The sequence below is a fragment of the Dokdonella immobilis genome (genome assembly GCF_900115085.1).
Classification (GTDB): Bacteria; Pseudomonadota; Gammaproteobacteria; order Xanthomonadales; family Rhodanobacteraceae; genus Dokdonella; species Dokdonella immobilis.
In genome coordinates this window covers 181,052-203,864 of sequence record NZ_FOVF01000003.1, presented here as the reverse complement: position 1 = coordinate 203,864, position 22,813 = coordinate 181,052, and the positions used below count along the sequence as shown (strand labels likewise).

At 64.5% G+C, this 22,813-nt stretch carries 22 protein-coding genes; 15 read left to right on the top strand and 7 right to left on the bottom strand.

All coding sequences use genetic code 11. From position 1 onward, the window contains the following. The gene (gene radA / locus BM125_RS03705) at window positions 1–1,386 is read left to right on the top strand and encodes a DNA repair protein RadA (protein ID WP_092405004.1); all 1,386 of its coding nucleotides are present in this window, start codon (window positions 1–3) and stop codon (window positions 1,384–1,386) included. Window positions 1,387–1,403: 17 nt separating this feature from the next. Here the strand turns inward: radA and BM125_RS03700 are convergent, their stop codons facing one another. Then, window positions 1,404–2,204, bottom strand: a complete 801-nt coding sequence (locus BM125_RS03700) for a cytochrome C assembly family protein (RefSeq protein WP_092405002.1) — start codon at window positions 2,202–2,204, stop codon at window positions 1,404–1,406. 141 nt (window positions 2,205–2,345) lie between these two features. Here BM125_RS03700 and ffh point away from each other — a divergent pair, with 141 nt between their 5' ends. From ffh to BM125_RS03655, 9 genes are all read left to right on the top strand, one after another. Beyond that, window positions 2,346–3,719 (top strand): signal recognition particle protein, encoded by a 1,374-nt coding sequence (gene ffh, locus BM125_RS03695; protein WP_092405000.1) that lies wholly within the window; start codon window positions 2,346–2,348, stop codon window positions 3,717–3,719. Window positions 3,720–4,157: 438 nt separating this feature from the next. After that, complete coding sequence (locus tag BM125_RS03690; RefSeq protein ID WP_139224841.1) at window positions 4,158–4,760, top strand: hypothetical protein; 603 nt, start codon at window positions 4,158–4,160, stop codon at window positions 4,758–4,760. A 294-nt stretch (window positions 4,761–5,054) separates the two neighbouring features. Beyond that, a complete protein-coding gene (gene rpsP, locus BM125_RS03685) occupies window positions 5,055–5,315 on the top strand; it encodes a 30S ribosomal protein S16 (RefSeq protein ID WP_092404996.1) in 261 nt (86 codons plus the stop codon). Further along, window positions 5,312–5,827 carry a ribosome maturation factor RimM gene (gene rimM / locus BM125_RS03680; protein WP_092404994.1) on the top strand — a complete coding sequence of 172 codons (516 nt, stop codon included), beginning with the start codon at window positions 5,312–5,314 and terminating at the stop codon, window positions 5,825–5,827. Before rpsP ends, rimM begins: the two co-directional genes overlap by 4 nt. A 26-nt stretch (window positions 5,828–5,853) precedes the next feature. Continuing rightward, window positions 5,854–6,603: a tRNA (guanosine(37)-N1)-methyltransferase TrmD gene (trmD, locus tag BM125_RS03675; protein WP_092404992.1), complete on the top strand. Its 750-nt coding sequence runs from the start codon at window positions 5,854–5,856 to the stop codon at window positions 6,601–6,603. Between the two features lie 54 nt (window positions 6,604–6,657). Continuing rightward, window positions 6,658–7,023: a 50S ribosomal protein L19 gene (gene rplS, locus BM125_RS03670; protein WP_092404990.1), complete on the top strand. Its 366-nt coding sequence runs from the start codon at window positions 6,658–6,660 to the stop codon at window positions 7,021–7,023. 189 nt (window positions 7,024–7,212) lie between these two features. After that, entirely contained in the window at window positions 7,213–9,093 is a 1,881-nt protein-coding gene (htpG, locus tag BM125_RS03665) for a molecular chaperone HtpG (protein WP_092404988.1), read from the top strand. A gap of 129 nt (window positions 9,094–9,222) precedes the next feature. Then, window positions 9,223–10,371 carry a pyridoxal phosphate-dependent aminotransferase gene (locus BM125_RS03660; protein ID WP_092404986.1) on the top strand — a complete coding sequence of 383 codons (1,149 nt, stop codon included), beginning with the start codon at window positions 9,223–9,225 and terminating at the stop codon, window positions 10,369–10,371. Window positions 10,372–10,373: 2 nt separating this feature from the next. Continuing rightward, complete coding sequence (locus tag BM125_RS03655; RefSeq protein WP_092404984.1) at window positions 10,374–11,186, top strand: amidohydrolase; 813 nt, start codon at window positions 10,374–10,376, stop codon at window positions 11,184–11,186. Here the strand turns inward: BM125_RS03655 and BM125_RS03650 are convergent. The 3 genes from BM125_RS03650 to BM125_RS03640 all read right to left on the bottom strand — a co-directional run bounded on the left by BM125_RS03650 (window position 11,170) and on the right by BM125_RS03640 (window position 12,780). Continuing rightward, window positions 11,170–12,108 carry a LysR family transcriptional regulator gene (locus tag BM125_RS03650; protein WP_092404982.1) on the bottom strand — a complete coding sequence of 313 codons (939 nt, stop codon included), beginning with the start codon at window positions 12,106–12,108 and terminating at the stop codon, window positions 11,170–11,172. The two genes, BM125_RS03655 and BM125_RS03650, sit on opposite strands and share 17 nt — an antisense overlap. Continuing rightward, complete coding sequence (arsC, locus tag BM125_RS03645) at window positions 12,108–12,458, bottom strand: arsenate reductase (glutaredoxin) (RefSeq protein WP_092404980.1); 351 nt, start codon at window positions 12,456–12,458, stop codon at window positions 12,108–12,110. The genes BM125_RS03650 and arsC overlap by 1 nt, the downstream gene beginning before the upstream one ends. Window positions 12,459–12,567: 109 nt before the next feature. Then, window positions 12,568–12,780, bottom strand: coding sequence for a hypothetical protein (locus tag BM125_RS03640; protein WP_092404978.1), 213 nt, complete (start codon window positions 12,778–12,780; stop codon window positions 12,568–12,570). Window positions 12,781–13,122: 342 nt separating this feature from the next. Here BM125_RS03640 and BM125_RS03635 point away from each other — a divergent pair, with 342 nt between their 5' ends. Further along, window positions 13,123–13,839 carry a CsgG/HfaB family protein gene (locus BM125_RS03635; protein WP_092404976.1) on the top strand — a complete coding sequence of 239 codons (717 nt, stop codon included), beginning with the start codon at window positions 13,123–13,125 and terminating at the stop codon, window positions 13,837–13,839. 172 nt (window positions 13,840–14,011) lie between these two features. On the opposite strand, the gene rluB is transcribed toward BM125_RS03635, so the two are convergent. Genes rluB through BM125_RS03620 form a run of 3 tightly spaced genes read right to left on the bottom strand, consistent with a single transcriptional unit; the run spans window position 14,012 to window position 17,221 of the window. Next, on the bottom strand, window positions 14,012–15,583 hold the full coding sequence (gene rluB / locus BM125_RS03630) for a 23S rRNA pseudouridine(2605) synthase RluB (protein ID WP_092404974.1): 1,572 nt from the start codon (window positions 15,581–15,583) through the stop codon (window positions 14,012–14,014). Then, window positions 15,580–16,353, bottom strand: a complete 774-nt coding sequence (gene scpB / locus BM125_RS03625; RefSeq protein ID WP_425429590.1) for an SMC-Scp complex subunit ScpB — start codon at window positions 16,351–16,353, stop codon at window positions 15,580–15,582. Before scpB ends, rluB begins: the two co-directional genes overlap by 4 nt. A gap of 10 nt (window positions 16,354–16,363) precedes the next feature. Further along, window positions 16,364–17,221, bottom strand: a complete 858-nt coding sequence (locus tag BM125_RS03620) for a segregation and condensation protein A (protein WP_092404972.1) — start codon at window positions 17,219–17,221, stop codon at window positions 16,364–16,366. Between the two features lie 624 nt (window positions 17,222–17,845). On the opposite strand from BM125_RS03620, the gene BM125_RS03615 reads away from it, so the two are divergent. From BM125_RS03615 to smc, 4 genes are read left to right on the top strand one after another with little or no spacing between them, the layout of a single operon-like run. Then, window positions 17,846–18,145 (top strand): YciI family protein, encoded by a 300-nt coding sequence (locus BM125_RS03615; RefSeq protein WP_092404970.1) that lies wholly within the window; start codon window positions 17,846–17,848, stop codon window positions 18,143–18,145. Then, window positions 18,145–18,414 carry a BolA family protein gene (locus BM125_RS03610; RefSeq protein ID WP_092405186.1) on the top strand — a complete coding sequence of 90 codons (270 nt, stop codon included), beginning with the start codon at window positions 18,145–18,147 and terminating at the stop codon, window positions 18,412–18,414. The genes BM125_RS03615 and BM125_RS03610 overlap by 1 nt, the downstream gene beginning before the upstream one ends. Then, window positions 18,411–19,283 (top strand): peptidylprolyl isomerase, encoded by an 873-nt coding sequence (locus BM125_RS03605; RefSeq protein ID WP_092404968.1) that lies wholly within the window; start codon window positions 18,411–18,413, stop codon window positions 19,281–19,283. The genes BM125_RS03610 and BM125_RS03605 overlap by 4 nt, the downstream gene beginning before the upstream one ends. Window positions 19,284–19,307: 24 nt before the next feature. Next, complete coding sequence (gene smc / locus BM125_RS03600) at window positions 19,308–22,811, top strand: chromosome segregation protein SMC (RefSeq protein WP_092404966.1); 3,504 nt, start codon at window positions 19,308–19,310, stop codon at window positions 22,809–22,811. The last annotated feature ends 2 nt before the right edge of the window (window positions 22,812–22,813 follow it).

Genomic DNA, 22,813 nt, shown 5'->3' with positions numbered 1-22,813 from the left:
ATGGCCAAGGCCAGGACCGCCTATGTCTGCGCCGAATGCGGCGCCGAGCATTCGAAGTGGCAGGGACAGTGCACCGAATGCGGGGTATGGAACAGTCTGTCTGAAATCGTGCTGGAGCCGGCGACACGGTCGAATGCGCCGGCGGGTCGTCGAGGCGGCTATGCCGGGTCCGTCGACACTGCCCGGGTGACCCAACTCGCATCTATCGCTGCCGAGGCGGACCAGCGCAACGCCACCGGTATCGGCGAACTCGACCGCGTGCTCGGCGGTGGCCTGGTCGGCGGTTCGGTGGTCCTGATCGGCGGCGACCCCGGGATCGGCAAGTCGACCCTGCTGCTGCAGATGCTCGGGACGATCGGTCAACGCATGCGCGGGCTGTACGTGACCGGCGAAGAGAGCCTGGCCCAGGTCGCCGCTCGTGGCCGTCGGCTGGGCCTGTCTCTCGACGGCCTCGCAGCACTGGCCGAAACCTCGATCGAGCGCATCCTCGCCGAGGCGGCGAACAGCAAGCCGGAAGTCCTCATCATCGACTCGATCCAGACCATCTGGACCGAACAACTGACTGCGGCGCCGGGCTCGGTCAGCCAGGTGCGCGAATCGGCGGCGCGACTGGTCCGCTTCGCCAAGGAGACCGGCACCAGCGTGTTCCTGGTCGGCCACGTGACCAAGGAAGGCGGCATCGCCGGTCCGCGCGTGCTCGAACACATGGTCGATGCAGTGCTCTACTTCGAAGGCGAATCAGGCAGCCGCTTCCGCATCCTGAGGGCGTTCAAGAACCGCTTCGGCGCGGTCAATGAACTCGGCGTGTTCGCCATGTCCGAAGGCGGACTCAAGGAGGTTCCGAATCCTTCGGCAATCTTCCTGTCCTCGCACGCGCAACCGACTCCAGGCAGCGCGGTCATGGTGACACGCGAGGGCACGCGACCACTGCTGGTCGAGGTGCAGGCGCTGGTCGATGCCTCGCCCCTTGCCAATCCGCGACGTGTCGCCCTCGGGCTCGAGCAGAACCGGCTGGCCATGCTGCTTGCGGTCCTGCACCGTCATGGCGGCGCGGCGGTCTACGACCAGGACGTCTTCGTCAACGTGGTCGGCGGCATTCGCGTGCAGGAGACCGCGGCCGACCTGCCGGTGCTGCTGGCCGTGCTGTCGAGCTTTCGCGATCGCGCCCTGCCGGAAAAGCTCGTGGCCTTCGGCGAAGTGGGACTGTCCGGGGAGATCCGGCCGGTGCCGAATGGCGAGGAACGGCTGCGCGAGGCTGCCACGCATGGCTTCCTGCATGCGATCGTGCCGAAGGCCAATGCGCCGAAGAAATCGCATATCGGAAAACTCGCGATCATCGCGGTTGATCGTCTCGGCGACGCGCTCTCGGCGACTTCCGAACTCTAGTTTCCGGTCAGCGCCGCTCAGAGCGGGCGATGCAGGATCATCTCGAGCACGAACTTGCTGCCGAAGAACGCCAGTAGCAGGACGCTCATGCCGATCAGGGTCAGGCGCACCGCGCGATTGCCGCGCCAGCCCCAGCGCCAGCGACCGAACAACAGGATGCCGAACACCAGCCAGGACGCGATCGAGAGGATCGTCTTGTGGGCCAGATGCTGGGCAAACAGGTCGTCGACGAAGAGCACGCCGCTGACCAGGGTCAGGGTCAGGAAGACGAAGCCGACCCCGATCAGGCGGAACAGCAGCGATTCGGTCATGGTCAGCGGGGGCAGGGCGCGGATCAGGCCCGAGTCGATCCGGCGCCGCCGCAACGCGCGCTCCTGAAGGGCCAGCAGGATCGCCAGCAGGGCGGCAATGCTGAGCAGGCTGTAGGCGAGCAGGGCGAAACTCACATGCAGCTTGATCTGCCACTCCATCGGCTGGGCGACCGTGGCCGGGGCGTAGAAGACGTCGAGGCAGAGCAGCAGCGCGGCGACCGGAAAGACCAGCACGCCAAGCGCTGCGACTGGCCGGACCAGGTTGACGATCAGGGTCAGCGCGGCAATGCCGAAAGCCGCCAGCGACAGCGAAGCGAAAAAGTGCAGGTCAAGTCCGCCACGATGCATTCCGAACATCAGCGTGCCATGCACGAGCACGGCGAGTGTCGCCAGGGCGAGGCCGATGCCGCGGGCCGGCGCCGGCAGGCGGGCGATCGGCAAGGCAAGGACGACGGCCGCGATCAGGTAGTCTGCGATCGCGAACAGGCTCAGCAGTGCGGTAGGCATGCGTTCAAGTTTGGCACAGCCGTCGACTGGCGGAAACGTGTGCCCCGGTGCAGGATCTGTGCTTCGCCTGAAACGCGAGCCTTCCGGATGCGGGCGCGCTGATATACTTGAAGGCTACGTTTCCGCCGACATTCCCCGCCCATGTTCGAATCCCTCAGCCAGCGTCTTTCATCCACCGTCGAGCGACTCCGCGGTCGCGGTCGCCTGACCGAAGCCAATATCCGCGAGTCGATGCGCGAGGTTCGCATCGCCCTGCTCGAGGCCGACGTGGCCCTGCCCGTGGTGCAGGCGCTGATCCAGCGCGTGCAGGTGCGCGCGATCGGCCAGGAGGTCATGAAGAGCCTGACGCCGGGCCAGGCCCTGATCAAGGTGGTCCGCGACGAACTGACCGTGGTCATGGGCGCGGTCAACACTGACCTGAACCTGGCCGCCGCGCCGCCGGCGATCGTGCTGGTCGCGGGACTGCAGGGCGCCGGCAAGACCACGACCGTGGCCAAGCTGGCCCGCTTCCTGCGCGAGCGCAAGAAAAAGAAGGTCATGGTGGTCAGTTGCGACGTCTACCGCCCGGCCGCGATCGAGCAGCTGCGCACCCTGGCAGGACAGGTCGAGGTGCTTTTCCATCCATCGTCCGCCGGGCAGGCACCGATTGACATCGCCGCCGCGGCACTGGACGCGGCGAAAAAGAATTTCGCCGATGTGCTGATCGTCGATACCGCAGGCCGCCTGCACGTCGATAGCGAGATGATGGACGAGATCAAGGCGCTGCACGCCTCGCTCGATCCGGTCGAAACCCTGTTCGTGGTCGACGCGATGACCGGCCAGGACGCGGCCAACACCGCCAAGGCGTTCGCCGACGCGCTGCCGCTGACCGGGGTCGTGCTGACCAAGACCGATGGCGATGCGCGCGGCGGCGCCGCGCTTTCGGTGCGTTACATCACCGGCCGGCCGATCAAGTTTGTCGGTGCCGGTGAAAAGACCGATGCCCTGGAGCCGTTCCATCCGGATCGCCTGGCCCAGCGCATCCTCGGCATGGGCGACGTGCTCTCGCTGGTCGAGGAGGTCGAACGCAAGGTCGACCAGGAGCAGGTCCAGAAGCTCGCCGAAAAGGTCATCAAGGGCAAGCGCTTCGATCTCAATGACATGAAGACCCAGCTCGAGCAGATGGTCAACATGGGCGGAATGGCGTCGCTGATCGACAAGTTGCCGGGCATGGGTGGCATGTCCGAGCAGGTCAAGTCGAAGGTCAACGACAAGCAGGTCCACCACATGATCGCGATCATCAATTCGATGACCAAGAAGGAGCGTCGCCACCCCGACCTGCTCAAGGGCTCGCGGCGCGCGCGCGTGGCGCGCGGCTCCGGCCAGCAACCCGCTGACGTCAATCGGCTGCTCAAGCAGTATCAGCAGATGGAAAAGATGATGTCCAAGCTCGGCAGCGGCGGCCTCAAGGGCATGATGCGCCAGATGAAGGGCGCGATGAAGGGAATGGGCGGTCCGGGTGGCTTTACGCGCTAGCCACGCCGCCTGCAGGATCCCGGCACCGGGCAGCGACCGTTTTCAACACGCCATCCTGCCTATGGCGGGCGATGTTCGCGATGCGCTCGGCCCCGTCGTCATTCCGTTCCGATGATGATGGCGCACTTCTGTCGATCGATGGTTCGAGATCGACGGGAGCCGGCTCATCGAGTGTCACTTGCCCTGTTCCGATGGTATGATCAAGAGAGGTGCGGCCTGTCTATGGGGAAGGCTTCGCCGGCGTGGAGAGATTGGGCACTGAAAAGCATCCAGGCGGGTGCCTGTTGCTTGCAGGGCTCAAGATGGTATTGTCTTCCACGAGGGGACCTGAAAACTGGCGCGAATCGAGTCGCGGCTTCATCTTGATCGCCGTCGTTCAGTCAATTTGAGTTCAAATATTTCCTGTAAGTGTCCAATTTCTGGAGGGTTTGAAAGCCGATGAGCATGAAAAAATCTCGATTCGAAAAATCTGCGGTGATCGCGGCCATCTTGCTGGCCTCGGCAACCACGGCGTCCACCAGCGCCCTCGCGGCAGTCGTTTGCGGCCCGGGAAGCAACGTGTCGGTTCCCGAGAACATCGATGGTGTCTACTACAACCTCGTGACGGGCGTGGGTGCAACCTCCGGCGGCGCCAACGCAGGTTGGGACGTCAACATGTACTCGACTGGTGGAACGCTGTTCTTCTTCTGGCCGTCGTCACCCGCCAGTAGCTTTGGTGGCGTCGCTGACGGAACCGGCACCAACTATGCGGTTCTTAACTCCGGCGCCCTGATCGACGGTTCGTCGACGTTCCTGGTTAGTTCGGGTGGCGGCGGCGCTGGGCCCTACGTGAACTGGCTCGCGGGCTCGACTGGCAATTATCTTGGCGTCCGCTTCTTCAACGAAACGGCAGCAGCGGTCAACTACGGGTGGATTCAGCTCGATACGACCGCGCCTACCGGATTTCCGGCAACGATCGTCTCCTATTGCTATGAGGATTCGGGCGCCGGGATCACGGCTGGAACCACGCCAGTCTCCCTGCAGAGTTTCTCCGTCGACTAAGCTGGCGATTTCCGTCGCAAAACAGTGCTTTGCGCTTGGGAAAGGGGCTGATTCTTCAGCCCCTTTCCTTTTGGATGGAAGGAACCCGGATCATGCCTGGGCTGCTACCCGCGCAGGATCCTTGAGCGGCATCGGATTGCGCAGCCGCTGAACCACCGTCTCTGTGGCCCCCGTGTAAATGCTTGCAGGGCTTTCATTTTCCTGCAAATCCGCTAGAATGCGCGGCTCCCTTGGCCCGACCCGGTAGTTACCCGGCGTGCGCGCCGGAAACTTCAGCAATATCAGAGAGATACCATGGTCAAGATTCGCCTTTCACGTGGCGGCGCGAAGAAGCGCCCGTTTTACCACATCGTCGTGGCCGACCAGCGCGATGCGCGCGATGGTCGCAACATCGAGCGCGTCGGGTTCTACAACCCGATCGCCGCCGGCCAGGACGTCAAGCTCCAGCTCGACACCGAGCGCGTCAAGCACTGGGTCGAGAAGGGCGCGCAGCTGACCGAAAAGGTCAAGGCGCTGTACAAGGCGGCATCCAAGCAGGCTGCAGCGGCGGCGTGACCGCGGCGGGTGACCGGTGGATCCTGGTAGGCAGGATCGTCGGGCTCCACGGTGTTTCGGGCGAGGTCAAACTCGAGTCCTACACCGAACCTCGCACGCGAATATTCCGCTACCAGCCCTGGCTGCTGAGCACGACGACCGGGAATAGCGAGATTTCCGGTTGTCGCGGCAGGGAACAAGGTAAGGGCATCGTTGCGACGCTGCCTGAAATAACCGACCGGGATCGCGCTGCGAGCCTGGTCGGCAGCGAGATCAAGGTCAGGCGTTCAGTTCTTCCCGAACCGAAGCCCGGCGAATATTACTGGACCGACCTCGAAGGACTCGAAGTCGTCACCATCGACGGCGTTGCTCTGGGCAGGATTTCGCACCTGCTCGCAACCGGCGCAAACGACGTCATGGTGGTCCGCGACGGAGAACGCGAGCGGCTGCTGCCGTTCGTGCTCGACGATTATGTGAAGACGGTGGATTTCGAGGCGGGCCGGGTAACGGTCGACTGGGATCCGGAGTTCTAGGACAAAGGCTTTCGGAAATCCGCGCGATGCGCATCGACGTCATCACGCTGTTCCCGGAGTTCATCGATTCCTGTGCCGGAATCGGCGTGGTGGGAAGGGCGCAGGAGCGTGGTTTGCTGCAGGTAACGACCTGCAACCCGCGCGATTTTGCGACCGACAACCATCGCACGGTCGATGGGCGCCCGTTTGGCGGCGGTCCCGGCATGCTGATGACGATCGGGCCTTTGCGCGACGCCATCGAAAGCGTCAAATCGGCAACCGCGCAGTCGGCACGAGTGGTTTATCTGAGTCCGCAGGGAGCGCGGCTCACGCAGGAAAAGGTATTGGAATTCGCACGCATGGATCGATTGATCCTGCTGTGCGGTCGCTACGAAGGCGTCGATGAGCGTGTCCTGGAAAAACTGGTCGACGAGGAAGTTTCCATCGGCGACTACGTCCTCTCGGGTGGCGAGTTGGCGGCGGCGGTCGTGATCGATGCGGTTGGGCGATTACAGGATGGCGCGTTGAACGATGCGCAGTCCGCCGAACAGGATTCCTTCACGGATGGCCTGCTCGATTGCCCGCACTACACACGCCCGGTCAGCGATGCGCTGGGTGACGTGCCGGAAATATTGATGTCGGGTGATCACGCGATGATCCGGCGTTGGCGACGCAAGCAGGCCCTGGGCCGGTCCTGGCTGCGGCGCCCTGATTTGCTGGCGCGCGTGAGTCTGGACGACGAAGCGCGCGCCTTGCTCGATGAATTCCGCCGCGAGCATCGGGCGGCGAACAGCTAGCAGGGCGGAACTGTCCGAACCTGCACGACGAATCCAACGATACTGGTGAATGCCATGAACCTCCTCCAACAATTCGAAGCAGAACAGATCACCCGCGCCTTGCCGAAGTTCAGCCCCGGCGACACGGTCGTGGTCAACGTCAAGGTCAAGGAAGGCAATCGCGAGCGTGTCCAGGCCTATGAAGGCGTGGTCATCGCCAAGAAGAACGCCGGCCTCAGCTCTGCTTTCACGGTGCGCAAGATCTCCCACGGAACCGGCGTCGAACGTGTGTTCCAGGCGCACAGCCCGATCATCGAATCGGTCGTCGTCAAGCGTCGCGGTTCGGTGCGTGGCGCCAAGCTGTACTACCTGCGCGGATTGCAGGGCAAGGCGGCGCGCATCAAGGAAGATCTGGGCACGCCGATCGCGGCCCAGGACTGAGGTTCACCGCGCCAGCGTATTTCCGTCTTGGAGCATTGAGTCGCGTCTGTGCTCCTCGTCGCAATACGGCCGCCGCAAGGCGGCCGTATTGTTTTTTGGGGCAAGCGCCAAATGCCCCGGATGCAGTTGAAATTCGGGCTGCCCACCCCCACCGAGCAGGGCAGATGAGACTCCCCGAGATTCCTGCCCATGAGTACGACTGCTGAAACCCGAAAGTTCGAAGCTGAAGTCGCCCAGGTCCTGCACCTGGTCACGCATTCGCTGTATTCGCACAAGGAAATCTTCCTTCGCGAGCTGATCTCCAACGCCTCCGACGCCTGCGACAAGCTGCGCTTCGAGGCGTTGGCCCATCCTGAGTGGTTGGCGGACGATGCGGAACTGCGCATCGACGTGTCCTTTGATGCCGCGGCACGGACGCTCAGCGTCCACGACAACGGCATCGGCATGGATCGCGACGAACTGGTCGCCAATCTCGGCACCATCGCGAGTTCCGGCACGCGCCGTTACCTGGAATCCCTCGCCGCTGACAAGAAGGCCGACAGTCGCCTGATCGGTCAATTCGGCGTCGGCTTCTACTCGGCCTTCGTGGTCGCCGATCGCGTCACCGTAACCAGCCGCCGCGCCGGCACCTCGGCGAGCGACGGCGTGCGCTGGGAGAGCGACGGGCAGGGTGAATACAGCCTTGAATCCGTCGAAGTGCCGAAGCGCGGTACCACCGTGACGCTGCACCTGAAGGCAGACGAGAGCGAGTTCCTCGAAACCTGGAAGCTGCGCAGCCTGGTCTCGCGCTATTCCGATCACATCGGATTTCCGATCCGCATGCCGAAGGCCGTCGATGGCGAGGCCACGGCGGAATGGGAAACCGTAAACTCGGCCTCGGCCCTGTGGACGCGACCGAAGAGCGAGCTCAAGGACGAGGACTATCAGAACTTCTACAAGTCGCTGAGCCACGATTTCAGCGACGCCCTGACGTGGACCCACAACCGCGTCGAAGGCAACCAGAACTTCACGTCGCTGCTCTACATCCCGGCCAAGGCACCGTTCGACTTCATGAACGGCCGCGAGGAACGCAAGGGTCTCAAGCTCTACATCCGCCGGGTTTTCATCATGGATGCCAGCGAACAGTTGTTGCCGGCCTACCTGCGCTTTGTCCGCGGCGTGGTCGACTCCGACGACCTGCCGCTCAATGTCAGCCGGGAGATCCTCCAGCAGAATCGCCAGGTCGAGCGCATCCGTGGCGCCTGCACGAAGCGTGTTCTCGATCTGCTCGACAAGCTGGCCGTCGATGAGGCGGAAAAATATGCGACCTTCTGGTCCGCTTTCGGCAGCGTGCTCAAGGAAGGTATCGCCGAGGACGCCGGCAATCGCGAGCGCATTGCCAAGCTGCTGCGCTTCGCCTCGACCCACTCGGAAGGTGCGGCGCCCAGCGTTTCGCTGGATGACTACATCGGGCGCATGAAGGCCGGGCAGGAGATCATCTGGTACATCACGGCCGACTCCTATGCCGCCGCCAAGGGCAGCCCGCAACTTGAAGCGCTCAAGGCCCAGGGCGTCGAGGTACTGCTGATGTCCGATCGCATCGACGAGTGGATGGCGGGCTACCTGACCGAATACGCCGGCAAGAAGCTGCGTCACGTCGGCAAGGGCGAGATCGAGCTCGATGCGGCGGCCAGCGAGGCCCACAAGGCCAGCGAGGAGGCGGCATCGGCCGTGGTCGCCCGACTCAAGGAGCTGCTTGGCGAGCGTGTGCGTGACGTCAAGGTCAGCCGGCGCCTGACCGAATCGCCCTCGTGCCTGGTCCTCGACGAGTACGACATGGCCCTGCACCTGCGCCGGGTGCTCAAGCAGTCTGGCCACGACATGCCGGATTCCGCGCCGGTGCTTGAAATCAATCCCGGGCACGCGCTGGTCAAGCGGCTCGAGGTGGAGGCCGACAACGCCCGAGCCAGCGATCTGGCCTTGCTCCTGCTCGAGCAGGCCCAGGTGGCCGAGGGCGCCCAGCTCGAGGATCCGGCGGCCTTCGTGCAGCGGCTGAACCGCGTCATCCTCGAGGCGCCAGCCGGAAGCTGATCCGGGCCGGCGCCGGGATTGATACGGGGGTCGAGCGGAACGCCCCCGGCATCGCGAAATCTGGGTTATTGTTGGAGTCGGCGCGGGTCGCACCCCGCGCCGTTTCTTTCGGACAACCAATGAGTTGCGATGAAGATTGAAACCAAATTGCCAAAAGTCGGAACGACCATCTTCACGGTCATGAGCCAGTTGGCCGCGAGTCATGATGCGGTCAACCTGGGCCAGGGATTTCCCGATTTCGACGGTCCGCAGGCGCTGCGTGACGCGCTGACCGCTGCCATGAATTCCGGCAAGAACCAGTACGCGCCAGCGACCGGCTGGCCGGCGCTGCGCCAGCAGATCGCACGCAAGTGCGAATCGCTGTATCGATGCAGGGTCGACGCCGATACCGACGTCACGGTGACCTCCGGCGCCACCGAGGCACTGTTCGCGGCCATCGCGGCGGTCGTTCGCCGTGGTGACGAGGTGATCATGCTCGACCCGTGCTACGACTGCTACGAGCCTGCCGTCGAGCTCAACGGCGGCATCGCCGTGCACGTGGGATTGAATCCGGATGATTTCTCCGTCGACTGGCAGCGTGTCCGCGATGCGATCTCGCCGCGCACCCGCCTGATCATCGTCAATTCGCCGCATAACCCGTCCGGTGCGGTCTTTGACCCAGGCGACCTCGATGCGTTGGCCGCGATCACGCGCGACACCGACATCCTCGTGCTCTCCGATGAGGTCTACGAGCACATCGTGTTCGACGGGCGCGAGCACCAGAGCGTGCTCCGGCATGAGGAGCTCGCCGCGCGCAGCTTCGTGGTCAGTTCGTTCGGCAAGACCTATCACTGCACCGGCTGGAAGATCGGCTACTGCATCGCGCCGAGGGCGCTCAGCGCCGAATTGCGCAAGGTCCACCAGTACCTGACCTTCTGTACGTTCACGCCGGCCCAGGTGGCGCTGGCCGAGATTCTCGAGAAGCAGCCCGAGCACTACCTGCAGTTGCCCGCGTTCTACCAGGCCCGTCGCGAGTACTTCCGTGAGCTTCTCGCGAGTACCCGTTTCCGCCTGCTGCCGGTTTCCGGTGCGTATTTCCAGCTCGTCGACTACTCCGAAATCAGCGACAAGGATGATTTCGGCTTCTGCGAGTGGCTGGTTGCGAATGCCGGCGTTGCCGCGATTCCTGTTTCGGCCTTCTACGAATCGCCGCCGCCGGACATGCGCCTGATCCGCTTCTGTTTTGCGAAATCCGATGAAATCCTGCGCACTGCTGCGCAACGAATGAGCGCGCTCTGACCATGACCTCCGCGGTTCCCTCGTCCCTGCGTGTATCCCTCGTGCAAGGCGCCACGCGGTGGCACGATGCCGCCGCCAACCGCGATTATTACGGCGCCCTGGTTCGCAACCTGCGCGGGCAGAGCGACCTCGTCGTGCTGCCGGAGACCTTTCTCAGCGGTTTCACCAACGAGACCCTCGGTAATGCCGAGAACATGGATGGCGAAGGCATGCGCTGGCTCGATGCGCTGGCCGTCGAAACGGGTTGTGTCGTCACCGGCAGCCTGGTCATCCGCGACGGCGAGAAATGTGTCAACCGCCTGGTCTGGGCGAGTCCGGATGGCAGCCATGCCATTTACGACAAGCGCCATCTCTTCCGCATGGCCAACGAGCACGAGCGTTATTCGGCCGGCAGCGAACGCCTGATCGTCGAGCTCAAGGGCTGGCGCATTTGCCCGCTGGTCTGCTACGACCTGCGATTCCCGGTCTGGTGCCGCAACCGTTACGCCAGGGACGAACAGCGCTTCGAATACGACCTGCTGGTCTTCGTGGCGAACTGGCCGGCGCCGCGCCGGCATGCCTGGTCGACCCTGCTCAGGGCAAGGGCCATCGAGAACCTGAGCTATTGCGTCGGATTGAATCGCGTGGGTGTCGACGGCAACGACATTGCCTATGCCGGCGACAGTGCGGTTCTCGATTTTCTCGGCCAGCCGCTGCTCGAGCTTGGCAGCCAGGAGCAGGTCGTTACGGCGACGCTGGATCCCGTTGCGCTAAGCGCCTTCCGGGCCCGCTTTCCGGCCTGGATGGATGCCGATACGTTCAGCCTGGGCGTTTGACCGGCCTGCTGGCCGCGCAATTTGCCTCCCAATACGGCTCGGGTCCGAAGCGTTCGACCAGGTAGTCGATAAGCACGCGCGTCTTCGCCGGCAGGGCGCGGGTCTGCGCATACACGGCATGGATGGCGATCGGCGGCACGCTCCATTCGCGCAGGATAGGGACCAGGGTTCCGGCCTTGATGTGCGGTGCGGCGATGAAGGTCGGCAGCAGGCTGATGCCATTGCCATCGATGGTCGCAGCGGCGATGTAGTCGCCGTTGTTGACCAGCAGGTTACCATGGATGCGTACGGCGGCCTTCTCTTCGCCACGCTCGAAGACCAGCTCGTCGCGCCGGCTGGCCAGCGTGTAGATGAGGAATTCGTGGTCCGACAATTCCTCCGGGCGGGTTGGCGTTCCGGCCCTCTCCAGGTACGCAGGCGAGGCCAGCAGGACCAGGCAGGCAGGCGCGATCCGGCGTGCAACCAAGGATGAGTCCGCCAGCCGGCCGATACGGATGGCGAGATCGAAGCCTTCGTCGACCAAGTCGACCACGCGGTCGTTGAGGTCCAGCTCCAGTTCCAGGCGCGGATAGCGGCGCTGGAACTCGGAAAGGGCCGGTGCCAGATGCAGCACGGAAAACGAGATCGGTGCACTGACCCGCATGCGACCGCGCGGTTCGATCTGCAATTCGGCCGCCTCGGCTTCGGCCTCGGCCAGTTGGGCGAGCAGATCGCTGACCCGCTGGTAATAGTTCTTGCCGGGATCGGTGAGGCTGATCCGGCGCGTGGTCCGGTTGAGCAGGCGCACGCCGAGCGAATCCTCCAGATTCTGGATCAGCTTGCTGGCCAGGGCCCGCGAAATGCCCATCTGCTCGGCACCGGCAGTGAAGCTTCCGGCCTCGACGACCCGCGTGAACAATTGCATGCCCTGCAGCTTGTCCATCAGAGGATGTCCAGGACCGCCTCGGGTGGCCGTCCGATCGCCGCCTTGCCATTGCCGATGACGATCGGCCGCTGGATCAGCATCGGATGCGTAACGAGAGCCGCCAGCAACTGGCCGCGATCGAGCTGCGGGTCGTCCAGGCCGAGATCGCGATAGGCGGGTTCATCCTTGCGCATCAGTTCGCGCGGGCCGATGCCGAGCATGCGCAGGATCCGTTCGAGCTCGTCCTGGTCCGGCGGTGTCGCCAGGTAGTCGACGATACGCGGCTGGATGCCGCGATCAGCGAGCAGGGCAAGCGTGGCCCGGGATTTGGAACAGCGGGCATTGTGCAGGATGGTGACGTCGGTCAAGGCGCCGCTCCATTGGCCGGAGCGGGCACTTTGACCGGATCGCGCCCGGCTGGCAAGACGATCGCCGGCTTCCCGGATCTGTCCTGACCGGCGCCCTCAGGACCTGGAGTCAATAGGCCGGATTTCGAATTCCCGGGGCGCAGCCGCGCAATTCGCGCAGCAGGATGAAGCGTTCCGCCGACGGACGATCGGGAAAGCTCGCAATGACGTTGTTGTCCTCGGGTCCGAGAACCTCGTATCGGGTAGCCCACTGGCTGGCGCCCTCGACGCGATCAAGCTGGTAGCCGAGGATATTGGCTTCGGTTCGGCGGTTGTCCTGCATGGTCCTGGTCGGCCTTTTTGCGAGGATGCCGACTCTATCGATTTCATGTGTCGCGTCGGTTAACCATGCGTTTCGGTCCCGTTATCGAAGCACGGCGTCCGCTTTTGGCGCCGAAAAGCGTTAATCAGCACACACAATGCATGCGCACCAGTTGGGGTTTGCCAGGACGACCGGTGCGCCATTGGTCACGAAATCGCCTGCTAGAATGCTCGCAAATCGAGTTGCCTGGAGGTTGTCCGGCCACTACCAGGCAGGAGACGTTGGCATACAATCGCCATGTCGACCTGGCTAGCCGGGCGGACGGGCGATAGTCATGGGTCCGAATCAAACGGGAGAGGTAAGATGAAGAAGCTTGCAATAGTGGCCGCGCTGGCCATCGCAGGAATCGGTTTTGCCGGCACGGTGCTGGCGAGCGGTGACAAGCCATCGGTCGGCGTTGCCGAATTCAAGAACGAATCGGGTGCTGGCTGGTGGCGTGGCGGCGTGGGTTGGGAGCTGTCCGGCATGCTCTCCAACGAACTTTCGAGCACCGGCAGCTTCCGCGTCGTCGAGCGCGCCAAGCTGGAAAAAGTGCTCGAGGAGCAGAACCTGGCGGCATCAGGTCGGGTTCGCTCGGGCAGCGGTGCCCAGATCGGCAAGCTGACGGGCGCCGACTATCTGGTCATGGGCACGGTGACGTCCTATGAGGAGAACACGGCCAGCACCGGCGGTGGCATCAGCTTCAAGGGTATTTCGCTGGGCGGCAAGAAGAGCGAGGCCTACATTGCGGTCGACGTTCGCGTGGTCAATGCAACGACCGGCGAAATCGATTTCTCGCGCACGGTCGAGGGCCGGACTTCAGGCGGAGGCGTGAGCGTCGGCGTTTTCCGTGGCGGCTTCGGTGGATCGCTGTCGCAGGAGAAGAATACCCCCGCCGGCAAGGCCATTCGCGCCGTTCTGGTCGAGGTAACCGACTACCTGAGCTGCGTCATGGTCGAGCACAATGGGTGCGAAGACGAGTACGCGGCCAAGGAACGCAAGCGGCGTGACAGCAACAAGAAGGGTCTGAAGCTCGACTAGCCTGCTGCCTGCTTGAGCCAGACATGCGCGGCGGAGCGAGAGCTCCGCCGTTTTTCTTTGATGCGTTCGGCAGGGCGGAAGCCTCGCTCGCGAATCGCCGTATGCGGAACCGCACGTGCAGTGGTGCGGGAGACGGAGGTTGGAATATTTCCGGCTCCTCTCCTGGCCGAGGTCAGTCGCGTTTGCCGCCGCCGGGACCACGACGGTTGCCGTTACCGTTGTTTGTCGTGTTTCCGCGACGTCCGGCGTTCCCGCCATTGCCGCTGCGCTGCGGATTGTTCCCGCGTGGACCCTTGCCGCGAGCCTGGTTTCCGCGGCCCTCGGCACCCGTCGTTCGTCCGCGGTTGCCCCAGACCCCACCCTGATCGCGTTGCCCGGCATGCGGTTGGGCGCGATTGCCGCGGGCATCGTCTTGGATCGAGTTTCCACGGGGCGCACGGTTGCCGACCGAATCATCGCCGCGGACATGGTCGCGCGGCGGCCGATTGCCCTGGACCGGTCCGCTTCGCTGCGGATTTCCGCGTGGCGCGCGATTGCCGTGCTCGACATTGCCATTGGCATTCGGATTCGACGGATGGCCTCCCGGGCCGCGCTGTCCCGGCTTGCGCTTGCGCGAACCCGGCTGCGGCGAATCGGGGAACCACGCGCGCAACACGGCAGGATTGAGGCCGGGATCGACGTACTGCGAACCGGCGACCGGCCCTGGCTTGCCACGTGGTCGCGAGGGACGCGGTCCGCCGCCGCCGCGCGAACGCTTGCCCTTGTTCGCCGAGGGCGACTTCCAGCCGTCGTCCCGAATGCGGTCGAACTGGCCGAACTCCCGCGCCTCTTCGGTGCGCGTGCTGGTCCAGGCCTGCTGGGCCTTGGGATCGGGACGGAACTCGGTCGGCATGCTGCGGCGTTGGCCGATGACTGGGGCCAGGGTCAGGCAGGGTTCCGGTTCGGCGGCGCCACACAGTTCACGCAGGGCCTTGACCTGGTCCGGTTCCAGCTGACTGCTCTGTTCGCGCTTGAGCAGCCGCGGCAGTTCAACGTTGGCGTAGCGAACGCGCTTGAGGCGGCTGACCATCAGGCCGACCGCCTCCCACATGCGCCTGACCTCGCGGTTGCGACCCTCGCGGATGACGACGCGGAACCAGGAATGGCTTCCGCCGCGGCTGATCACGGCAATCTCGTCGAAATGGGCCGGGCCATCCTCGAGGTCGACGCCGCTGCGCAGGCGCTCGATCACCTCGTCGGGCACTTCGCCGTGAACCCGGCAGATGTATTCGCGCTCGAGTTCCGAACTCGGGTGCATGAGCGCATTGGCCAGGGCACCGTCGGTGGTCAGCAGGAGCAGTCCGGTCGTGTTGATGTCGAGGCGCCCGACGGCGATCCAGCGCGCACCCTTCAGGCGTGGCAAGTGCTCGAAGACCGTAGGCCGGCCATCGGGATCCTCGCGCGTGGTCACGACCCCCTCGGGTTTGTTGTAGACCAGTACCTGGGCGTGCTCGGTGTTGTCGCTGATGACGACGAAGCGCTTGCCGTCGATCTCGATGCGGTCGCCGGCGCGCACGCTGACCCCGAGGCTGGCGGTGCTGCCGTTGACCTGGACTTCACCGGCCTCGATGCGGCTCTCGAGCATGCGTCGCGAGCCGAGACCGGCGGTGGCCAGAACCTTGTGCAGGCGCTCTTCGAGCGTGGCTGCGACCTCTTCGGGTGCCGATCGTTTCAGGGAAAGTACGTTGCGTACGGGGGAAGTCATGCATCTTGCTCCGTGGTCTCGGCGTCGGTTGCGGACGCGGACAGGGTCGGGGAAGGGGATTCGGCCTCGGTCGAGGCATTGGTTGGCCGGCGCTCGTCGGCGTCAGCTTCGCTGGCCAGTTCATCGTTGACGGCGCCCGCCTGGTGGGCCGCGGCGGCGAGCGTGGCCGGATCGTCACTGACGGCAGCGACGGATTCATCCTGGGTTGGCGGACCGAGCGACAACTGAGGATCGAACTCGTCGATGTCACGGATTTCGCCGAGCGATGGCAACTCATCGAGCGACTTCAGGCCGAAATAGTCGAGAAAGCCCCGGGTGGTTCCGAACAAGGCCGGCTTTCCCGGCACGTCACGGTGACCGACGACGCGGATCCACTCGCGTTCCTCGAGCGTCTTGACGATATGCGTGGACACCGCGACTCCGCGGATCTGCTCGATTTCCGCACGGGTGATGGGCTGGCGATAGGCGATCAGGGCGAGGGTCTCGAGCAAGGCGCGCGAATAGCGGCTCGGCCGTTCGGTCCAGAGGCGCGCCACCCAGGGGTGCACGTCCTGGCGCACCTGATAGCGGAAACCGGATGCGACTTCGACCAGTTCGATGCCGCGCGAATCGCAATCGGCCTGCAACGAGGCGATCGCCCTGGCGATTTCGTCGTGGCTCGTCGCCTCGTTCTCTCCAAACAGAGCGAGCAGCTGGGTTGGCGTGAGCGGATTGCCGGAGGCCAGCAGGGCGGCCTCGATGATGCGCTTGAGCAGTTCGAATTCGATCATGGGTCGGAGTTCAATCGGATGAGGCGAGCGACTTCAGGTAGATCGGCGCGAGCGGCTCTCCCTGCGAGATTTCCACCAGCTGCTCCTTGGCCAGCTCGAGAATGGCAAGGAAGGTGACGATGATGCCGTGGCGCCCCTCGCTGAGATCGAACAGATTCTCGAAGCGATGGAACTCGCCGTTGTCCAGCGCGCGCAACACGTCGCTCATGCGGTTGCGCACGGACAGCGCTTCACGCTGGATCGCATGGTGGCTGAACAGCTCGGCCCGGTTGAGCACATCCTTGAGCGCCAGCAACAGCTCACGCAGGTCGACAGGCGGCGGCATGCGGATGATGTTGCGGTCGGGGACATAGGCTGAAACGGTGCTGGTGTCGCGCTCCATGCGCGGCAATTCGTCGATATCGGCAGCCGCTTTCTTGAATCGTTCGTATTCCTGCAGGCGACGCACCAGCTCGGCGCGCGGATCCTCCTCGAACCCCTCGGCATCGGGGGGGCGCGGCAACAGCAGGCGGGACTTGATCTCGGCCAGGATGGCGGCCATGACCAGGTATTCGGCGGCCAGTTCGAGCCTCATTTCCTGCATCAGATCGATGTAGTCGACATACTGGCGCGTGATCTCTGCAACCGGGATGTCGAGGATGTCGAGGTTCTGTCGCCGAATGAGGTAGAGCAACAGGTCGAGCGGGCCCTCGAAGGCGTCGAGAATGACCTCGAGCGCATCCGGCGGGATGTACAGGTCCTGCGGCATCTGCAGGACCGGTTCGCCACGCACCAGCGCCAGCGGCATTTCCTGCTGCTGCGGTACCGGCGGAAAGGCCGGGGCGGATTCGTCGAGCTGATTGAGGTTTTCGGCTATCGGGGTGTTCATATCCGATCCGGTTGCCCGGCGCCTCACGGCGTGGGTTACGCGCAGATCTAGCGTGCTGAGGTTTCAGTCCGCGGGCACCTCCCGCCTGGACCGTTTGCGTGGTGGGCGACTCTGCGCCGGAACCATGCGGTTTACTGTTGGCGTGGGCCAAACCCGAAGGCCCGACGTCCGAGGATCACAAGCAACGAAAAACTGGTACCGGCTGATCCGTATCGCTGCAGCCATCCACGGCCAGCGGTGGCCCGGGAGATCCGAAGCGATGCATGGTCGATGGTTGCGTGCTGGCAAACCGGATACGGGGACAAGACCGGTATTCCCGCGCGAATCCGGATGCCCGACGCCTTGCACGGAAACCAGCGGTGCAATTTCCGTTGTTGCCGAAATTGCCATCACGGCGGCCCTGGATTGCCCGCCGATCGCTGGTACACGCCAAGCGTAAGCCCAATGGGTACCGGAAGTCCAGCCTGCGCGGGGGTTCCATCCCCCGCTGCCGGATGCGCTCCGATCCAACCCTGGTTGCCATCAGGCCGGTGGATTCCGGCGCAGGCAGCGTGCTGCGCCCGCATCCCGCCCTCGCGCGCGCTCATCGGCTACCATACGCGCCCCTCCCCGGAAGCCTGCCGAATGTGGTACGCCATCGTTGGAACCGACAAGCCAGCGGCACTCGATCGACGCAAGAGCGCGCGGCCTGCCCACCTGCAACGCCTCGAAGCGTTGAAGGAGCAGGGGCGCCTGCTGCTTGCCGGACCCTTCCCCGCGATCGATGCGGAAGATCCGGGCCCAGCGGGCTTCAGCGGCAGCCTGATCGTGGCCGAGTTCGACGATCTGGCCGCAGCGAAGACGTGGGCGGCGGAAGATCCCTACGTCGAGGCCGGTGTCTATGCCAGCGTCGATGTGCGCCCCTTCCGCAGGGTCTTGCCGTGATCGAGAGGCAGGAAGCCATTCGTGCGTGCCTTCAGCAGCAGTTGGCAGCGCTCGAGTTGCAGGTCCGGGACGACAGCCACCTGCACGCCGGGCATGCCGGCGCGCGAGATGGCCGCGGCCATTACCACGTGCGCATCGTCAGCCCCGTGTTCGAAGGCATGGCGCCGCTGGCCCGGCACCGTGCGGTCTATGCCGCGCTTGGAACGCTGATGCAAACCGATATCCACGCGTTGTCCATCGACGCCAGAGCTCCAGAGGAGAACCCATGATCCGTCGACACCCCTTGCCAGCCGCCCTGGCAGCCTTGATCGCAACCTGTGTTGCTGCGGCGTGCTCGGGCCAGCGCGATGGCACTGCATTGCCGGCCGACCTGCCGGTGGTGGAGACGGTGAATGGGCAGGATGTTCCGCAGATCCTGCTCGACGTGCTGGCGCGCGAGCGCAACCTGGATCTTTCCGTGCCGGAGCAACGTGCGCGGGCGCTGACCGAGCTGACCGACTATATCCTGCTCAGCCAGGCCGCCAGCAGTGAAGACTATGCCAGGGACCCGGCGTTCGCGGCCGAAGTCGAGATCAATCGGCTGCGCGGTACCGCGAATGCCACCCTGGCGAAGTTCCGCAGCAGCGCACAGGTCGACGACAGTGTGCTGCGCACGGAATACGATCAGCAGATCGCGCGCGCCGGCAAGTCCGAGTACGACTTCAGCCAGTTGCTCTTCGACAACGAGGACGATGCGCTGAAGGCTGCCGGCGAGGCAATGTCGAAACCGTTCGCCGAAGTATTCGACAGTTGGAACGCAAAGGCCAAGCAGGCGCGCTCGTACCAGCGGATCCGGCCGGGTCAGCTGCCGCCGGCACTCGGCACGGCCCTGGCCGCACTGAAGTCGGGGGAAACCACCAAGATACCGGTGCGCACCGAGTTTGGCTGGCACGTAATCCACGTGGGCGCCATCTCGCCTTTCGTTCCGCCGACGTTCGAGCAACTCAAGGACAGCATCCGCGAGACCCTGCTGGGGCAACTGGCCGACCAGCGCCTGGCCAAGCTGCGCGGCGACGCAAAGGTGGTCACGAATTCGCCGACGGCTGCGGTCGCACCGGCCTCGGGTGAAGCCAAGCCTGCCGAAAAGAAAGCCGATTGATCCACCGGGGATGAACCAGACTCCATGCGACTGACCACGATCAAGCTGTCGGGCTTCAAGTCCTTCGTCGATCCGACCACGCTGCACCTGCCCACCAACATGTCGGCCGTCGTCGGTCCGAATGGTTGCGGCAAATCCAACATCATCGACGCGATTCGCTGGGTCATGGGCGAGAGCGCCGCCAGCCGTCTGCGCGGCGATTCGCTGACCGACGTGATCTTTTCGGGTTCGAGCGCGCGCAAACCGGTCGGCCAGGCCGTCGTCGAGCTGATCTTCGACAATTCCGACGGTACCGTGACCGGCGAATACGCCCACTACAACGAGATCTCGGTCAAGCGCCTGGTCAGTCGCGACGGTCAGTCGCAGTATTTCCTCAACGGCACGCGTTGCCGCCGCCGGGACATCACCGACCTGTTCCTCGGTACCGGTCTCGGTCCGCGCAGCTACTCGATCATCGAACAGGGCATGATCAGCCAGATCATCGAGTCGGACCCCGAGCAACTGCGGGTCCATCTGGAGGAGGCCGCCGGGATTTCCCGTTACAAGGAAAGGCGCAAGGAAACCGAGAGCCGGATCAAGTCGACCCGCGAAAACCTCGATCGGGTCAAGGATGTCCGCGACGAAGTCGACAAGCAGCTCGAACACCTCAAGCGCCAGGCGCGGGCCGCCGAGCGCTGGCAAGGCTACCAGGCCGAGCACAAGCGCAAGGAGGCCGAGCTCAAGGCGCTGACCCTGCGCGAGGCCCGCGCCGCACTCGATGCGCAGTCCGGCGCCTTGCGCCAGGCGGAAATCGCGATCGAGCAGCAACTCGCCGAGCAACGCCAGCGGGAAGCACAGATCGAGGCCGGGCGCGAGGCCCACGTTGCTGCTTCCGAGCACCTGAATGCGGTGCAGGGCGAGGTCTACAAGGTCGGTGCGGAGATTGCCCGCGTCGAGCAGCAGATCCAGCACAGCCGGGTCCTGGCCGAGCAGCTGGAGCGTGGGCGACTCGAGACCGAGCGCGCGCATGCGGAACTGGCCGAGCATATCGCCGCGGACCTGGCCCAGGCCGAGTCCCTGCAGGCCACGCTGAGCGATTCCGCGCCGCAACGCGAAGCGCTGCACGAGGCGGTCGAAAACGCCGCCGAGGTCTTGCGCGTCGCCGAAGCCAGCCTGGCCGAGTGGCAGGAACAATGGGACGTCTATTCGAAGGCGAGCTCGGAGGCGGGACAAGCCGCCGAGATCGAGCGAACCCGTCTCGACTACCTGGACAGGCAGTGCGTGGAGGCCGATCGTCGGCGCGAGACCCTGGAGGCGGAAAAGAAGGCGGCCGACCTCGGCGAACTGGCCCGTGTCCTCGAAACCCTGGTCGGCGAGCAGGACAAGCTGCGGGAAATGGTCGAGACCCTGGGCGCCGCCCTCGAATCGCGGCGCGAGGCCTTCGAGCAGATCGTCGAGGCCGAGCGCCAGCAACAAGTGATGTTGAGCGCCAAGCGCAGCGAAGTCGAGAAATGCCGGGGTCGGCTGGCTTCGCTCGAGGCCCTGCAACATGCAGCCCTCGGTGAGGATGGCGGCGCCGTCCATGACTGGCTCGAGCGGCTCGGTATCGCGGACTCGCGCCGGCTCGGCGAAGTGCTCGACGTCGACGCTGGCTGGGAACAAGCCGTCGAAACCGTCCTGCAGGGCTGGCTCGATGCGGTCCTGGTCGAATCGCCGGAGGCGCTCGAGGCCGGTCTCTCGAGCCTGCAGGAGGCCGACCTGACCCTGCTGGCCGAAGCGGCCGGCGAGGATACGCATGCGGAGTCGACCCTGGCCGCTCATGTTCGAGGGCCGCGGGCCATCCGCGCCATGCTGGCGCGTGTGCACACGGCGGAGTCGCTCGACCGGGCCCGCGACCGCGTTGGCGGTCTTGCCGATGGACACTCGATCATCACCTCCTCGGGAGAATGGCTGGGACGCGGATTCGTGCGCGTGGCCAGGGCCCAGGGATCCCAGGTCGGGGTGCTCGCGCGCGAACGCGAAATCGTCGAGCTTGGCAACCGGATCGTTGACCTCGATGCACAGATCGCCGAACTGGCGGAGCAGCTCGATGCTTCGCGACAGGCACGCGTCGACGCCGAACGCAGTCGCGATGACGCCCAGCGCGAGGCTCACGCGGGTCACCGCCGCCTGGCCGAGATCTCCGGCCAGCTGCAAAGCCAGCGTGGTCGCATGGACAGTGCCCAGGAACGCCTGCAGCGGGTCGACACCGAACTGGGCGAGTTGATCAGCAAGCTCGACGAGGACCATGCCCAGATCCGCGAAGCGCGTGGTCGTCTCGACAAGGCGGTCGAGCGCATGGGCGAGCTCGAACAGCAGCGCCAGCAACTCGACGCGGGGCGGCGCCAGCTGCTCGAATCGCGCGAGGAGGCTCGCATGAATGCGCGCGAGGCGCGCGACATCGAACACCAGGCGGCGCTTTCGATGGAATCCAAGCGCTCGGCGCTGACTTCCCTCGAACAATCCCTGCAGCGCATGCAGGCCCAGCTCGCGCAACTCGAGACCCGGCGGGCGGAGATCGCTGCCCAGCTCGAATCGAGCGGGGACCCGATGGCCGAACTCGAAGCCGAGCGACAGTCCTGCCTGAATCAGCGTCTGCTGGTCGATCGGCAACTGGTCGAGGCGCGCAAGCTGCTCGAGGAACGCGATGCCGAGATGCGCAAGCACGAGGTCGAGCGCAACGCCATCGCCGAAGCCCTGACTGCACGCCGCGAAGCGCTGGCCGAACTGCGGCTCGGCGAACAGGAGCGGCGCCTGCAGGCGCAGAGCCTGGCCACGGCCATCGTCGAGGCCGGTTTCGAGGTCGATGCGCTGTTTGCTGAATTGCCCGAGGAGATCGAAGCCGGGCAATGGCAGAAGGATCTCGAGGACCTCGAACAGAAGATCCGGCGTCTCGAGCCGGTCAACCTGGCCGCCATCCAGGAATACGAGGAGCAATCGCAGCGCAAGGTCTATCTTGACTCCCAGCTGGCCGATTTGGGCACTGCGCTGGAGACCCTCGAAGGCGCCATCCGCAAGATCGACCGCGAAACGCGACAGCGATTCAAGGATACCTTCGATCGCGTCAATGCCGGCGTGCAGGAATTGTTTCCGCGCCTGTTTGGCGGCGGCCAGGCCTACCTCGAACTGACCGGGGATGACCTCCTCTCGACCGGCGTGTCGATCATGGCCCGTCCGCCCGGCAAGCGCGTGACCTCGATTTCACTGTTGTCGGGTGGCGAAAAGGCGATGACCGCGGTTGCCCTGGTGTTCTCGATCTTCCGTCTCAATCCGGCACCATTCTGCCTGCTCGACGAAGTCGACGCGCCGCTCGACGAGGCCAATGTCGGGCGATTCTCGGCGATGGTCACCGAAATGAGCCAGAACGTGCAGTTCATCTTCGTCACCCACAACAAGGCGACCATGGAAGCGGCAACCCAGCTTTGCGGCGTGACCATGCGTGAGCCCGGCGTTTCGAGGCTGGTTCAGGTTGATCTCGCCGAAGCGGCTAAACTGGCCGGAGCAGCCTGAGA